Below are 14,362 nucleotides of genomic sequence, written 5' to 3' on the forward strand. Positions count from 1 at the left end.
CTGTGTCGTACCTGCTGCGCGTACTGCTTCAGGACCGACCCGGCAGCCTCGGGATGCTCGCGATGCAACTCGGTGAGATCGGAGCCGACATCCGTTCGCTGGAGGTGATCGAACGCGGTGACGGCTTCGCGGTCGACGACATCGTCGTCGACCTGCCGCCGGGAGCGCTGCCGGACACGTTGATCACGGCTGCCGAGACGGTCACCGGTGTCCGCGTCGACTCGCTGCGGCCGCACACCGGCGTGCTGGACACCCATCAGGAACTCGAGCTCATCGATCTTGTCGCGACCGGCGGGAAGCGGGGACTGCAGTTGCTGGTGGACTACGCACCGCGCGTCCTGCACGTGTCGTGGGCCTCGGTCATCGCCCGTCCCGGCTCGGACGTGGTGCGGCTGTACGGGAGCTCCGGTAGTCCCGAGACGCCCTTGACGGCCGCGCCGTGGCTCCCGCTCGAGCGGGCGCTTCGGCTCGACGGCGACGCCGACTGGGTGCCGGAGGCCTGGCGGGACATGGACACCAGGCTCGCCGTCGCACCCCTGGGATCGCACGGGCAGACACTGCTGCTCGGCCGCATCGGCGGACCGGACTTCCGCCCGTCCGAGATCGCCCGGCTCGGCTATCTGACCGGAATCATCGGCTCGGTGCTCCCCCGCGGCGGCACGACCGCCCCCTCCTGACCGGAGGCCTCGGGGGAGGTCACTCGGGCGACCCCGTCTCCAACAGTCGGGTGAACGCCTCCTCGTCGAGGATCGGCACGCCCAGCTGCTCGGCCTTGTCGGCCTTGCTGCCCGGGGAGTCACCGACGACCACGAAATCGGTCTTCTTCGACACCGACCCCGCGGCCTTGCCGCCGCGCGCGATGATCGCCTCCTTGGCGCTGTCGCGCGAGTAGCCCGTCAACGATCCGGTGACGACGAGCGTCCTGCCCGCCAAGGTGCGGGGCGTCGACTCGTCGAGCTCGTCGGCCATCGACACACCGGCGGCACGCCACTTGGCGATGATCTCGCGATGCCAGTCGATGGCGAACCAGTCGTGGACGCTGGCGGCCCGGGTGGGGCCGAGCCCGTCGACGTCGGCGAGCTCGTCGACCGTCGCCGCCTCGACGGCCTCCAGTGAGCCGAACTCGCCGGCCAGGGCGCGGGCCGGGGTGGGGCCCACGTGCCGGATCGACAGCGCCACCAGCACCCGCCACAGCGGGACGCGCTTGGCCTTGTCGAGGTTGTCGAGCAGGCGCCGTCCGTTCGCCGAGAGCGCGCCGCTCTTCGTCGTGAACAGCTCGGTGGCCAGCAGATCGTCCTCGTCGAGCGCGAACAGATCCCCCTCGTCGGTGAGCGCCCCGCTGCTCAACAGCTCCTGTGCGGCCTCGTAGCCGAGGGCCTCGATGTCGAACGCACCGCGCCCCGCGAGGTAGAACAGCCGCTCGCGCAACTGCCCCGGGCAGGTCCGCTGATTGGGGCAGCGGATGTCCTTGTCCCCCTCCCTGGCCGGCGCCAGAGTGGTCCCGCACTCGGGGCATTCGGTGGGCATGACGAACGGGCGTTCCGTGCCGTCACGCAGGTCGACGACCGGCCCCAACACCTCGGGGATCACATCGCCCGCCTTGCGGATGGTGATCGTGTCGCCGATGAGGACGCCCTTGCGTTCCACCTCGTGCGCATTGTGCAGCGTGGCTCGCGAGACGGTGGACCCGGCGACCAGCACCGGCGTCATCAGCGCCCACGGCGTGACGCGACCGGTCCTGCCGACCCCGACCATGATGTCCAGGAGCTCGGTGGTGACCTCCTCGGGCGGATACTTGTACGCGATCGCCCACCGCGGCGCTCGGGAGGTGGCGCCCAGTCGTCGCTGCACCGCCACATCGTCGATCTTGACGACGAGGCCGTCGATCTCGTGCTCCACCGAGTGACGGTTCTCGCCCCAGTATCGGACCACGTCGAGGATCTCGGCGGCCCCGTGTGCGGGCCGGGTGTGCGTCGACACCGGCAGCCCCCACTCGCCGAGGGCGAGGTAGGCGTCGTGCAGCGACTCGGGCGCCCAGCCCTCGATACGTCCGATGCCGTGGCAGATCATCCGGAGATGGCGACGAGCGGTGACCTGCGGATTCTTCTGGCGCAACGAGCCGGCCGCCGAATTGCGCGGGTTCGCGAACGGCGCCTTGCCGTCCTCGACGAGTGCGGCGTTGAGGTTCTGGAAGTCTTCGACGCGGAAGAACGCCTCACCGCGCACCTCGAGCAGGTCGGGCACCGGGCGCACCGAATCGTCGAGCTCGTGCGGGACACCCGCGATGGTCCGCGCATTGAGCGTGACGTCCTCGCCGGTCCGGCCGTCGCCGCGGGTGACGCCGCGGACCAGCCGCCCGCGCTCGTAGACGAGGGCCAGCGCGACGCCGTCGATCTTCAGCTCGCAGAGATACTGCGGCGCGGCGCCGATCTCGGCTTCGGTCCGCGACAGCCACGACGACATCTCGTCGGCGTCGAAGACGTTGTCGAGCGACATCATCCTCTCCAGATGGTCCACCGAGGCGAAGTCGGTGGAGAACCCGCCGCCGACCAGTTTGGTCGGCGAATCCGCGACCGCCAGTTCCGGGTGCGCGTCCTCGAGGTCCTGCAACCGTCGGAGCAGGACGTCGAACTCTCCGTCGCTGATGATCGGCGCATCCTGCACGTAGTACCGGAACTGGTGTCCGCGGACCTCCTCGGCGAGACGTGTCCACTCCCGTTCCGGCGACTCGTCAGCTTCACTCACGGGTTCAGGTTAGCCGAGCACCCCGACGGAGACCGCGTCGAGCAGTCCGGTCAGAGCCGCTCGGCCACCGTCGAACAGACACGCAGGACCAGCGCCGCCTGCGCGGGCGTCACGCCCGCCAGGCCGCACGCGGGCGCGACCGTCACCTGTCCGGTCAACACCGACCGCGGCAGGCCGATCCGATCGACGAGACCGGCGAGCCTGCCCGCCGCATCGTCGACGAGGGCGTCGGGTTCGCCGCGGGACGTGCCGGCGTCCACCGGGATCACCCCCGCGACCAGGACCCGCCCGGCATCCAGATACTCGCCGAGCGCATCGAGGTCCCGCCCGTCGCTGATCAGCGAGAGATCGACGCCCGCGACCAGGTCGGGCAGCAGCCGCACCAGCTCCCACCGCGGGGCGGCGCACGAGTGCACGACGGTCGGTGCGCCGATGATCGCGGCCGTCGAGGCGAGGAGTTCGGCGACGTCGGGGGCGGGGACCGGCGCGATGGGATCCAGTCGCGTCAGCGGCGTCACCGCCCCGTCGAGGACCGACCCCACCGAGGGCTCGTCGAGCTGGACGACCACCGACGCCCCGGTGCGTCGACGGACGTCGTCGACGTGATCGCGCAATCCGTACGCCAGCGACTCGGCGACGTCGCGGACCGCGCCGGCGTCGCGGACGATCCGGTGGCCGCCGCGGAGTTCGGCGTGCGCGGCGAACGTCCACGGACCGCAGGCCTGCACCTTGACCGCACGGCCGTCACCGGCCGCGCCGGCGCGCTCCCAGCGCTCCTCGAGGGCGTCCAGATCCCAGCGGAGCAGGTCGCGCGCCCGACGGGTCACCGAGGTGGGTCGCGCGGTGAGCCGATAGGCACGGTGGACGTGGTCGAGCGGGATGTCGATGAGCAGCGCGCCGGTGCGGCCGATGAGATCGGCGCCGACGCCGCGGGCGGGCAGTTCGGGCAGAAAGGCCAGTCCGGTCTCGCCGGCCATGACGGCGACCGCCTCGCGCGGGTCGGTGCCGGGCATCGACCCGATGCCCGTCCCCACACCGGCCGGCATCGAGCTCGTCGGGGTCATTCCGTGCCGGTCCCCGACCCGGTGATCCGACCGCACCCGACGACCAGGTCGCCGCGGTCCGCGTCGGGCCGGTACAGCACGGCGGCCTGTCCGCGGGCGACGCCGCGCAGCGGCTCCCGCAGATCGATCCGCATCCCGGGACCGTCGGGGAGGTCCACCGGGGCGGCGACGGCGGTCGCCAGGCCGCCGTGTGCGCGCACCTGGACGACGCATTCGACGGGTCCCTCCGGGGTCTGCCCCGAGGTCCACACGGCACGGCCCGCGGTGATCGACCAGACGTCGAGTTCGTCGGCGCCGCCGACCGTGACCGTCCCGCTGTCCGGATCGATGCCCGTCACGTAGCGGGGGCTGCCGTCGGGCGCGGGAGCGTCGATCCCCAAGCCCTTGCGCTGACCGATCGTGAATCCGTGCACACCGTCGTGTTCGGCGAGCGTGTCGCCGGTCGAGGAGTCGACCACCGCACCCGGGCGGACGCCGATCCGCGCGCCGAGGAATGCCCGAGTGTCGCCGGTCGGGATGAAGCAGATGTCGTGCGAGTCCGGTTTGTCGGCCACTGCCAGCCCTCGGACCTGCGCCTCCCGCCGGATCTCCGGCTTCGGGGTGTCGCCGATCGGGAACATCGCCCGCGACAGCTGGCGGTGATCGAGGACGGCCAGAACGTACGACTGGTCTTTGTCGGCGTCGACGGCGCGCCGGAGCTCACCCTCGTGCAGCCGCGCATAGTGACCCGTCGCCAGGGCGTCGAAGCCCAGGGCGACGGCCCGCTCGGCGAGCGCCGAGAACTTGATCTTCTCGTTGCACGTCAGACAGGGGTTGGGCGTCTGTCCCGCAGCATATGCGGCGACGAACTCGTCGATCACGTCTTCCTTGAAGCGGTCGGCGAAGTCCCACACGTAGAACGGGATCCCGAGCAGGTCGGCGGCACGCCGCGCATCGTCGGCGTCCTCGCGCGAACAGCACCCGCGCGACCCCGTCCGCAGTGCGCCCGGCGCCGTCGAGAGCGCCAGGTGGACGCCCACCACGTCGTGCCCGGCCTCGACGGCGCGCGCCGCCGCGACCGCCGAGTCGACTCCACCGCTCATCGCAGCCAGAACTCGCATCAGAGTGTTCCTCCCGACGCCGCGCCGGCACCCGACAGCATGCCCGCGGCCCGCGCCCGCAGGACCACGTCGCCGATGACGTCGGCCACGACGTCCACGTCGTCGTCGTCGTTGTCGGGCGCGAGCGAGAACCGCAGTGACCCCCGCGCCGTCTGTGTGTCCAGTCCCATCGCCAGCAGCACGTGGCTGGCGGCCGCCACACCGGCGGTGCACGCCGATCCGGTGGAGCATTCGACGCCCTTCGCGTCGAGGAGCATCAGCAGCGAGTCCCCCTCGCAGCCGGCGATCGACACGTGCACGATCCCCGGCAGGGCCCGCAGTCCGCCGTCGGCGGCGCCGAGCGCGCCGTTGACGGTCACCCCGTCGATTCCCCGCAGGATTCCGGCGAGGCGGTCGCGCAGCGCCGAGACGCGGGCGGTGTGGTCGTCCGCGTGTGCCACGGCGACGCGCAGCGCCGCCGCCATCGCCGCGATCCCGGCCACGTCCTGGGTCCCCGAGCGCACATCCCGTTCGTGGCCCCCGCCGTGCAGCAGGGGAACGCAGGTCACATCGCGGCGCAGGATCAGCGCGCCGACGCCCTGGGGTCCGCCGAACTTGTGGGCCGCAACGCTCATCGCCGACAGGCCGCTGCTCGCGAAGTCGACCGCCAGGTGACCGGCGGCGGCCACCGCGTCGGAGTGCAGAGGCACACCGGCCGCCTCGCACACGCGGGCGATCTCCTCGATCGGCTGGACGGTCCCGACCTCGTTGTTCGCCCACATCACCGAGACGAGGGCCACCCGACCCTCGTGCGCGGCGAGTGCGTCACGCACCGTCTCCGGATGCACGGCACCGGCGGCGTCGACGGGCAGGACCACCAGCTCGGCCCCGGCGTCGTCGGCCAGCCACTGCGCCGGGTCGAGGACGGCGTGGTGCTCCACAGCCGAGATCAGGATCGTCCGGCGGCGCGGATCCTCGCGGCGACGGGCGGCGTAGATCCCCTTGAGCGCGAGGTTGTCGGCCTCCGTGCCCCCGGCGGTGACGATCACCTCCGAGGGACGTGCCCCCAGGTCACGGGCGATCGATTCGCGCGACTCCTCGAGGATCCGGCGGGCGCGACGACCCGCTCCGTGCAGTGACGACGGATTGCCTGCGCGACTGAACGCCTCGGACATCGCCGCTGCGGCCTCGGGGACCAGAGCGGTGGAGGCGGCATTGTCGAGATAGACGGGCGGGCGCGGTACAGACATGACTCAACCAGGATAGACGTGCGCGCCCCGGTCGTCCCAGTCGAGGACCTCCCTCACACGGGCACGGTGACGGATCGCGGCGTCAGCGCGACCGGGATCTCCGAACGGACCTCGCCGGCGTCGACCGGTGCGATCAGGTGTTGGGCCGCCGCCGCCACCTCGGACCGGTCGCCGGCGGGGAGCTGCATGTCGAACACCGTGACGGTGATCGACAGGCCGCGGGTCCGGACGATCCGGCGCAGCGTCGTGCCGACGGTGTCCTCACCGAGGAATCCCGGCATGGTGGTGCGGCCGCCGTCGTCGGTGTACGCCAGCCGCACCGGGAGGACGGGGACGCCGGCGTCGATCGCGGCCTGGAAGAACGCCGGCCGGAACCGCCCCGAAGCCGTCCCGCACCAGGTGGTCCCCTCGGGGAACACGGCCACGGGCCGGCCGGTGTCGAGCAGCGCCGCCACCCGGTCGACGATCGGCCGGAGGCGCCGCAGATCGCCCCGATGGTGCGGCAGCACGCCGAACAGTCGGGAGACGACCCCGAACCCGGCCATCTGAACGACCTCGCGTTTGGCGACGAAACGCGCCGGATGGACGCACGCCAGAGCGACGATGTCGAGGAACGACACGTGGTTGGCGACCATCAGCGCTCCCCGGATCCGCCGCGCCGAGGCGGGACGCCGATCGTCGACCTCCAACGACACCCCCATCAGGCGCAACGCCGCCCGCGCGCCGCCCCGCCAGTAGCCGTGGCGCGCCGGACGCGGCAGCGCCACGGTCGCGAGTCCGACGACGACGATGAGCGTGCCCAGCGTCAGCAGCACCGTGAGTCGAGCCGCCGCCCGCAGCCGCGAGACCGGCTCGGCGGCGGTGTGCACGCAATGCGTCCCGCACGGGCTCGTCGGCATCCATGCGCCGGCGTGCATCGTCGCCCTACCCCCGATCCGAGCCGAGCCGGGTCATGGCGCCGCGGAGGCGTTCGGTGTACCGCCGGTCGCCCTGGTGGCGGTCGAGGACCGTGAGGAAGTCGCCGACGTCGAAGATCTCGTCGAAGGCCGGCTCACCGCAGACCCGCGCACCGAGCCGCACATACCCCCGCAACAGCGCGGGCAGGCGGATGGCGGTCGGCGGATCCAACTCGTCGAGCGACCGCCCGTCGACGCGGACGTGCCGGTGGGGATACACCTGCCACGCTCCCCGATGCCGGTCGCGGGCCAGGTCGCGGATCCCGCGCAGGGCGCGCCCGCGACCGAGCTCCGAGTCGAGCGGCACCGACACGCACCCCATCAGGTAGCGGTACCCGCCCTCCTCCAGGTAGTTCAGGACGGCCGCCCACAGCATCGCCGTCACCGACCCGCTGCGATGCTCCGGTGCCACCACGGCGCGGCCCATCTCCACCGTCTCGCCGCGGATCTCCAGGAGCTCGTCGAGGTCGAACTCGCCCGCGGAGTACCAGCCGCCCGCCGCGATCGCGCGCGGCGGCGGCAGAACGCGGGCGCAGCCCACCAGGGCTCCGGTGGGAAGGTGTCGGACCAGCATGTGCTCGCAGTGATCGTCGAAGGCGTCGGCGTCGCGGCCCGTCGCAGCGTCGCCGATGGCGTCCGAGTACCCGGGCTCTGCGGTGAAGACGTCGTAGCGGAGCTTCTGCGCCGCATCGATGTCGGCGGGATCCTCCGAGACGAGGACCTGGTAGTCGCCGCCGGCCAGGACCGGACGGGCGCGGCGGGTGGGTGAGACCTGAATCGCTGTCATGCCCCGAAGTACAGGCGAGGAATCTATCGCCGCGGGCACCGCGACGTGACGACGCCGGACACGCTCGGTGAACACCTGATAAAAGACCCCGGCCCCGTCGCCGGTGGGCGACGGGGCCGGGGTGGATCGTCAGAGATCAGCGCATCACTTGCGCTTCTTGATCTCCTCGGTCAGCTGCGGGGCGACGTTGAACAGGTCGCCCACCACGCCGTAGTCGCTGATCTCGAAGATCGGGGCCTCTTCGTCCTTGTTGACGGCCACGATGGTCTTCGAGGTCTGCATGCCGGCGCGGTGCTGGATGGCGCCCGAGATGCCGAGCGCGATGTACAGCTGCGGCGACACGGTCTTGCCGGTCTGACCGACCTGGAACTGTCCCGGGTAGTACCCCGAGTCGACGGCCGCACGCGAAGCGCCCACGGCGCCGCCGAGTGCGTCGGCGAGCTCCTCGACCACCGAGAAGCTCTCGGCCGAACCGACACCGCGGCCACCGGAGACGACGACCGTCGCCTCGGTGAGCTCGGGGCGGTCGCCGCCGACGTTCGGCTCGAAACCGGTGACCGAGACGCCGCCCTCCTGAGCGGGGACCTCGACCTCGACGACCTCGCCGGCACCGGCCGACGGGGCGGCCTCGACGCCGCCCGGACGGACCGAGATCACCGGGGTGTCTCCGCCGGCCTGGGCGTCGACGGTGAAGGCGCCGCCGAAGATCGAGTGGACGCCTGCGCCGCCCTCCTTGACGTCGATGACGTCGGTCAGCAGTCCGGAGCCGAGGCGCACGGCCAATCGACCGGCGATCTCCTTGCCGTCGGCGGTGGCCGCGACGAGGACGCCCGCGGCGCCCGCCGACTCGGCGACCGACGCGAGCACGTCGACCTTCGGGGTGATCAGGTACGACGCGACGTCATCGGATTCGGCGACGTAGATCTTCTCGGCGCCGGCCGCGGCCAGATCGCCGGTGACCGCCGATCCCTTGCCGGATGCGGCGACGACGACGGCAGACGGGCTGCCGAGGGTGCGTGCGGCGGTGATCAGCTCGCTGGTGACCTTCTTGAGTCCACCCTCGGCGTCCTGCTCGACGAGCACGAGTACTTCAGCCATGTTTTTCTCCTGAGTTCTTTGGTTTCGCCAGTTGAAGGGGACGCGAGAATCAGATGATCTTCGCCGCGGCCAGGTACTCGGCCACCTTCGTGCCGCCGTCGCCCTCGTCGGTGACGCGCTCGCCCGCGGTCTTCTCGGCCTTCGGGGTCACGCCGGTCACGGTGCTGCCGGCATTCGCCAGTCCGACGGTGTCGGCCTCGACACCCAGGTCGGCGAGCGAAACGACGTTCACTTCCTTCTTCTTGGCGGCCATGATGCCCTTGAAGGACGGGAAGCGCGGCTCGTTGATCTTCTCGTTGACCGAGACGATCGCGGGCAGCGACGCCTCGACGGCGAAGATGCCGTCGTCGGTCTCGCGCTCGCCGCGCAGGGTCTGGCCGTCGACCTCCAGCTTGCGCAGGTGCGTCAGGTGCGGGAGCTCGAGGTACTCGGCGATCATGGCCGGGACGGCGCCGGTGCGGCCGTCGGTGGCCTCGTTGCCGGCGATGACCATCTCGACGCCCTCGACGGTGCCGAGCGCCGATGCCAGGACGTACGCGGTCTGGACGGCGTCGCTGCCGTGCATCAGATCGTCCTGGATGTGGATGGCCTTGTCGGCGCCCATCGACAGCGCCTTGCGGATGGCGTCGGTCGCGCGGGCCGGGCCGGCGCACAGGACGGTGACCTCACCCTCCCCGGCGGCTTCCTTGATCTGCAGCGCTTCCTCGACGGCGCGCTCATTGATCTCGTCGAGCACTGCGTCGGCGGCTTCCCGGTCGAGCGTGAAGTCGCCATCGGCGAGCTTGCGCTCGGACCACGTGTCGGGAACCTGCTTGATCAGAACGACAATATTCGTCATGGGTCTACGTCGACCTCCTGCATCGGGTTCGGCAACTTACCGGCCGGTAAGGCCATGGGTCATTGTTCACTTTAGCGGGTGGGGCCGGCCCCGCGAACATGGCGCCTGTCACGTGGCCGACGCCGCAGCGCCCACCGCGGGGTACGGGTGCGCCGACCACGGGTACTAAGGTCGGCACAATGACAGAGCCCTCCGCCGACCAACTCGCCCTCACCGGCGAGCGGACCGTCCCCGGAATCCCCGCCGAGAACTACTGGTTCCGTCGCCACGAAATCGCCTACGCACACGTCCTCCCGCGTCTCGCGGATCTCGAGGTGCTGGAGGCCGGATCGGGCGAAGGCTACGGCGCCTCGATGATCGCCGCCCGCGCCCGATCGGTGACGTGCGTCGACTACGACGAGAAGGCCGTCGAGCACACCCGCAAACGCTACCCCGAGCTGACCGTCCACCGCGGCAACCTCATCGACCTGCCCCTCGCGGACGGCTCGGTGGACGCGGTGGTCAACTTCCAGGTCATCGAACACCTCTGGGACCAGTCCGCATTCGTCGCCGAATGCCGTCGCGTCCTGCGGCCCGGCGGACTGCTGCTGATGAGCACCCCCAACCGCATCACCTTCTCCCCCGGCCGCGACACCCCGCTCAACCCCTTCCACACCCGCGAGCTCAGCGCCGCCGAACTCACCGACCTGCTCACCGACGGCGGCGGATTCGAGGTGCGGGAGATGCTCGGCGTGTTCCACGGCGCGACCCTGACCGCGCTCGACGAGAAGTGGGGCGGATCGATCATCGACGCGCAGATCGATCGCGCCGTGGCCGGCGCCCCCTGGCCCGACGCCCTGACCGCCGACGTCGCGGCCGTCGCCGCCGACGACTTCGACATCGTCTCGGCCGCCGAGTCGGACATCGACGCGAGCCTCGACCTGCTCGCCGTCGCCGTTCGCCGATGACTGCCGGCACCCGCTCCGGCGAGCCCGTGCCGGGGCAGTTCACCCTGGTCCTGCATTCGCATCTGCCGTGGCTCGCCAACCACGGTCGATGGCCCGTCGGCGAGGAGTGGCTCTACCAGTCGTGGGCGAACTGCTACCAACCGGTGTTCGCCGCCCTGCGTCGGCTCGCCGCCGACGGATACACCGACGTGCTCTCGCTCGGCATCACCCCGGTGCTCGCCGCCCAGCTCGACGACCCGCACTGCGTCACCTCGATGCACGAGTGGCTCGCCGACTGGCAGCTGCGGGCCATGGAGGCGGCGACCGACACCGACGCCGATCGTCGCCGGATGGGGCACCGCGAGTACCGTGCGGCCGCCGCGGCGATCGACGACTTCGAGACGCAGTGGCGCCACGGCGGGAGCCCGCAGATCCGACCGCTGGTGAACGCCGGCGTGATCGAACTGCTCGGCGGCCCCCTGGCACACCCGTTCGGCCCGCTGCTCGATCCGCGCCTGCGCCGCTTCTCCCTGCGCGAGGGACTGGCCGACGCCGCGCTGCGCTGGGGTGCGCGACCCACCGGGATCTGGGCGCCCGAGTGCGCCTACACCGCGGGCATGGAGACCGAGTACGCCGCCGCCGGCGTCTCCCACTTCATGGTCGACGGCCCCACCCTCCACGGCGACACCGCACTCGGCCGCCCCGTCGGCGACTCCGGGGTCGTCGCCTTCGGCCGCGACCTCACGGTCAGCTACCGCGTGTGGTCGCCGAAGTCGGGGTACCCGGGACACGCCGCGTACCGCGACTTCCACACCTACGATCACCGCACCGGGTTCAAACCCGTGCGGGTGACCGGCAAGAACGTCCCCGGCGAACGGAAGAAGCCGTATGACGCCGACCTCGCCGACCCGGTGATCGACAAGCACGTCGACGACTTCGTCACCGCCGTCCGCGATCGGCTCGTCGCGGAGTCCGAGCGCATCGGCGGGCCCGCGCACGTCGTCGCCGCCTTCGACACCGAACTGTACGGCCACTGGTGGCACGAGGGACCGATCTGGCTCGAACGCGTGCTCCGCCGCCTCCCCGAGGCCGGGGTCACCGTCGGCTCGCTCGACACCGCGCGCCGCGCCGGATACGTCGGCGACCCGGTGGAGCTCCACGATTCGTCGTGGGGATCCGGGAAGGACTGGCGCGTCTGGGAGGGACCGCAGGTCGACCACCTCGTCCAGCTCAACGCCGAGGTCACCGCGACCGCGCTCGACTCGGTGGACAAACGGCGCGAGGAACCGCACGTCCGCGACGCGGTGGCCGACCAGATCCTCCGCGAGACCCTGCTGACCGTGCAGTCCGACTGGCCGTTCATGGTCTCCAAGGACACCGCGGCGGGATACGCGCAGGACCGCGCGTACAAACACGCGCACGCCACCCGGGAGATCTCCGCGGCGTCCGATGCCGGACGGGAGCACCGGGCCGGCGAGCTCGCACGCGGCTGGCGTCGGGCCGACAATCTGTTCGGCGCCCTCGACGCGCGGCGCCTGGGCCGATGGGAGGACGATCTGTGATGCGCGTCCTCATCGTCTCCTGGGAGTACCCGCCGGTCGTCGTCGGCGGTCTCGGCCGTCACGTCCACCATCTCGCCGAAGCGGTCGCCGGGCACGGCCACGAGGTCATCGTGCTGACCCGACAGCCGTCGGGCACCGACGCCGCGACGCACCCGACCACCGACACGGTGGTCAACGGCGTCCGGGTGATCGCGGTGGCCGAGGACCCCCCGGTCTTCGACTTCGGTGCCGACATGATGGCGTGGACGCTCGCGATGGGGCACGGCTTCGTGCGCGCCGGACTGGCGATCCTCCGCGGCGAGTCCGCACCGGACGTCATCCACGCGCACGACTGGCTCGTCGCGCATCCCGCGATCGCGCTCGCGGAGTACTTCGACGTCCCCCTGGTCGCGACGCTGCACGCCACCGAGGCGGGCCGCCACAGCGGATGGGTGGCCGGCGACGTCAACCGCCAGGTGCACTCGGTGGAGTGGTGGCTGGCGAACGCCGCCGACTCGATCATCACCTGCTCGTCGTCGATGCGCGACGAGGTCGACACCCTCTTCGGGCCCGAGCTGGCACCGGTCACGGTGATCCAGAACGGCATCGACGTCGGCACCTGGAGCTACGCGGACCGCACGCGCCGCATCGGGCCGCCGGAACTGCTGTTCGCCGGCCGCCTCGAATACGAGAAGGGTGTCCAGGATCTGCTCGAAGCGCTCCCGCGGATCCGCCGTGCCCACCCCGGGACGCGGCTGACCGTCGCGGGAGACGGTACCCAGTCGGACTGGCTGCAGCAGCTGTCACGCGAGTTCCGCGTCGCGACTGCCGTCGACTTCGCCGGCCGCCAGGACCACGCGGGGATGCTCGCGCTGATGCACCGCTGCGACGCGATCGTCCTGCCGAGCCGCTACGAGCCGTTCGGGATCGTCGCCCTCGAAGCCGCCGCAACCGGCATCCCGATCGTCGCGTCCAACGCGGGCGGTCTCGGCGAGGCCGTCGAGGACGGCCGCACCGGGCTCAGCTTCGATCCCACCGACGTCGCCGGGCTCACCGACGCGGTGTGCGCGGCGCTCGACGACCCGGTCGGCGCACAGCGTCGTGCCCGGCTCGGTCGCGACCGACTCACCGAGGAGTTCACCTGGCCGGTCATCGGCGCCCGGACCGCGACCGTGTACGCCGCCGCCGGCCTGCGGCCCGCCCGCCGCCTGGGTCGGCCCGAGATCCCGATGCGACCGATGCCCGACCGTGATCCCACCGTCGAGGCGTAGCCCGACTGCGATCCCACCGTCGAGGCGTAGCCCGACGGGCCCCGTCAGGCCTGTTTCTTCTTGCGTTCGATGTCGGCGAGGGCCCGCTCGAGCTCCGCGCGCTGTGCCGCACCGGCCTCCCACACGTCCCTGCGGTTCTTGACCACGCGGGCGGGCGAACCGACGGCGATCGCATAGTCGTCGACGACCCCGCGGACCACGGCGTGCGCGCCCAACACGCATCCGCGGCCGACCGTCGTGTTGCGGAGCACCGTCACCTTGGCCGCGATCCACGTGTCCGGGCCGATGCGGACCGGTCCCTTCACGATCCCCTGATCCTTGATCGGCAGGGTGAGGTCATCGGTCACATGGTCGAAGTCGCAGATGTAACACCAGTCCGCGATGAGCGTCGACCCGCCGATCTCCAGATCCAGATACGAGTTGACGACGTTGTTGCAGCCGAAGACCGTCTTGTCGCCGATCCGCATGCTGCCCTCGTGACAGCGGATCGAGTTGCCGTCGCCGATGTGCACCCACCGGCCGATCTCCAGCCGTGACAGCTCCGGCGTCGCGTGGATCTCGACGTTCTTGCCGAGGAAGACCATGCCCCGCAGGATCACATGCGGATTCGCCAGCCGGAAGCGGGCCAGTCGCAGGTAGCGCACCAGATACCAGGGGGTCCAGGCACGGTTGCGCCGCACCCAGCGCAGCGAGTCGAGCGTCAGGAATCGAGCCTGCCGGGGATCGCGGCGACGGCCGGCGCGAAGTCGGGAGCGGTAGGACGCGTTCCACATCGTCGTCATGGTGACAAACACTAAACGACGACCC

General features: G+C 71.3%; 13 protein-coding genes. 4 read left to right on the forward strand and 9 right to left on the reverse strand.

Features of this window, described 5'->3' with window-relative positions; all coding sequences use genetic code 11:
* Positions 1–2: 2 nt before the first annotated feature.
* Entirely contained in the window at positions 3–677 is a 675-nt protein-coding gene (locus G528_RS0106485) for an ACT domain-containing protein (RefSeq protein WP_026918266.1), read from the forward strand.
* A gap of 19 nt (positions 678–696) precedes the next feature.
* Here the strand turns inward: G528_RS0106485 and ligA are convergent, their stop codons facing one another.
* The 8 genes from ligA to G528_RS0106525 all read right to left on the reverse strand — a co-directional run bounded on the left by ligA (position 697) and on the right by G528_RS0106525 (position 9,817).
* On the reverse strand, positions 697–2,745 hold the full coding sequence (gene ligA, locus G528_RS0106490; RefSeq protein ID WP_026918267.1) for an NAD-dependent DNA ligase LigA: 2,049 nt from the start codon (positions 2,743–2,745) through the stop codon (positions 697–699).
* A gap of 50 nt (positions 2,746–2,795) precedes the next feature.
* The gene (locus tag G528_RS0106495) at positions 2,796–3,809 is read right to left on the reverse strand and encodes a uroporphyrinogen decarboxylase/cobalamine-independent methonine synthase family protein (protein ID WP_026918268.1); all 1,014 of its coding nucleotides are present in this window, start codon (positions 3,807–3,809) and stop codon (positions 2,796–2,798) included.
* The gene (mnmA, locus tag G528_RS0106500; RefSeq protein ID WP_035719112.1) at positions 3,806–4,909 is read right to left on the reverse strand and encodes a tRNA 2-thiouridine(34) synthase MnmA; all 1,104 of its coding nucleotides are present in this window, start codon (positions 4,907–4,909) and stop codon (positions 3,806–3,808) included. Before mnmA ends, G528_RS0106495 begins: the two co-directional genes overlap by 4 nt.
* Positions 4,909–6,138 carry a cysteine desulfurase family protein gene (locus G528_RS0106505; RefSeq protein ID WP_026918270.1) on the reverse strand — a complete coding sequence of 410 codons (1,230 nt, stop codon included), beginning with the start codon at positions 6,136–6,138 and terminating at the stop codon, positions 4,909–4,911. Before G528_RS0106505 ends, mnmA begins: the two co-directional genes overlap by 1 nt.
* 53 nt (positions 6,139–6,191) lie before the next feature.
* Positions 6,192–7,007, reverse strand: coding sequence for a lysophospholipid acyltransferase family protein (locus G528_RS0106510; protein ID WP_245569692.1), 816 nt, complete (start codon positions 7,005–7,007; stop codon positions 6,192–6,194).
* Positions 7,008–7,062: 55 nt separating this feature from the next.
* On the reverse strand, positions 7,063–7,881 hold the full coding sequence (locus tag G528_RS0106515; RefSeq protein WP_035719114.1) for a GNAT family N-acetyltransferase: 819 nt from the start codon (positions 7,879–7,881) through the stop codon (positions 7,063–7,065).
* A gap of 144 nt (positions 7,882–8,025) precedes the next feature.
* Positions 8,026–8,979 carry an electron transfer flavoprotein subunit alpha/FixB family protein gene (locus tag G528_RS0106520; protein WP_026918273.1) on the reverse strand — a complete coding sequence of 318 codons (954 nt, stop codon included), beginning with the start codon at positions 8,977–8,979 and terminating at the stop codon, positions 8,026–8,028.
* 49 nt (positions 8,980–9,028) lie between these two features.
* Positions 9,029–9,817 carry an electron transfer flavoprotein subunit beta/FixA family protein gene (locus tag G528_RS0106525; RefSeq protein WP_026918274.1) on the reverse strand — a complete coding sequence of 263 codons (789 nt, stop codon included), beginning with the start codon at positions 9,815–9,817 and terminating at the stop codon, positions 9,029–9,031.
* A 98-nt stretch (positions 9,818–9,915) separates the two neighbouring features.
* Between G528_RS0106525 and G528_RS0106530 the strand changes: the two genes are divergently transcribed.
* The 3 genes from G528_RS0106530 to G528_RS0106540 are packed head-to-tail and all read left to right on the forward strand — an operon-like array spanning position 9,916 to position 13,555.
* On the forward strand, positions 9,916–10,764 hold the full coding sequence (locus G528_RS0106530; protein ID WP_084638064.1) for a class I SAM-dependent methyltransferase: 849 nt from the start codon (positions 9,916–9,918) through the stop codon (positions 10,762–10,764).
* Positions 10,761–12,305, forward strand: coding sequence for a 1,4-alpha-glucan branching protein domain-containing protein (locus G528_RS0106535; RefSeq protein ID WP_026918276.1), 1,545 nt, complete (start codon positions 10,761–10,763; stop codon positions 12,303–12,305). Before G528_RS0106530 ends, G528_RS0106535 begins: the two co-directional genes overlap by 4 nt.
* On the forward strand, positions 12,305–13,555 hold the full coding sequence (locus G528_RS0106540; RefSeq protein ID WP_026918277.1) for a glycosyltransferase family 4 protein: 1,251 nt from the start codon (positions 12,305–12,307) through the stop codon (positions 13,553–13,555). The genes G528_RS0106535 and G528_RS0106540 overlap by 1 nt, the downstream gene beginning before the upstream one ends.
* A gap of 44 nt (positions 13,556–13,599) precedes the next feature.
* On the opposite strand, the gene G528_RS0106545 is transcribed toward G528_RS0106540, so the two are convergent.
* The gene (locus G528_RS0106545; RefSeq protein WP_026918278.1) at positions 13,600–14,337 is read right to left on the reverse strand and encodes an acyltransferase; all 738 of its coding nucleotides are present in this window, start codon (positions 14,335–14,337) and stop codon (positions 13,600–13,602) included.
* Between the last annotated feature and the right edge of the window lie 25 nt (positions 14,338–14,362).

This window comes from Gordonia shandongensis DSM 45094, from assembly GCF_000423025.1.
Classification (GTDB): domain Bacteria; phylum Actinomycetota; class Actinomycetes; order Mycobacteriales; family Mycobacteriaceae; genus Gordonia; species Gordonia shandongensis.

Excerpts from the sequence above, each read along its gene's own strand:
- G528_RS0106495 (WP_026918268.1), bottom strand. The coding sequence starts at position 3,809 with ATGACCCCGACGAGCTCGATGCCGGCCGGTGTGGGGACGGGCATCGGG.
- mnmA (WP_035719112.1), bottom strand. The coding sequence starts at position 4,909 with ATGCGAGTTCTGGCTGCGATGAGCGGTGGAGTCGACTCGGCGGTCGCG.
- G528_RS0106505 (WP_026918270.1), bottom strand. The coding sequence starts at position 6,138 with ATGTCTGTACCGCGCCCGCCCGTCTATCTCGACAATGCCGCCTCCACC.
- G528_RS0106515 (WP_035719114.1), bottom strand. The coding sequence starts at position 7,881 with ATGACAGCGATTCAGGTCTCACCCACCCGCCGCGCCCGTCCGGTCCTG.
- G528_RS0106520 (WP_026918273.1), bottom strand. The coding sequence starts at position 8,979 with ATGGCTGAAGTACTCGTGCTCGTCGAGCAGGACGCCGAGGGTGGACTC.
- G528_RS0106525 (WP_026918274.1), bottom strand. The coding sequence starts at position 9,817 with ATGACGAATATTGTCGTTCTGATCAAGCAGGTTCCCGACACGTGGTCC.
- G528_RS0106530 (WP_084638064.1), top strand. The coding sequence starts at position 9,916 with ATGGCGCCTGTCACGTGGCCGACGCCGCAGCGCCCACCGCGGGGTACG.
- G528_RS0106535 (WP_026918276.1), top strand. The coding sequence starts at position 10,761 with ATGACTGCCGGCACCCGCTCCGGCGAGCCCGTGCCGGGGCAGTTCACC.
- G528_RS0106540 (WP_026918277.1), top strand. The coding sequence starts at position 12,305 with ATGCGCGTCCTCATCGTCTCCTGGGAGTACCCGCCGGTCGTCGTCGGC.
- G528_RS0106545 (WP_026918278.1), bottom strand. The coding sequence starts at position 14,337 with ATGACGACGATGTGGAACGCGTCCTACCGCTCCCGACTTCGCGCCGGC.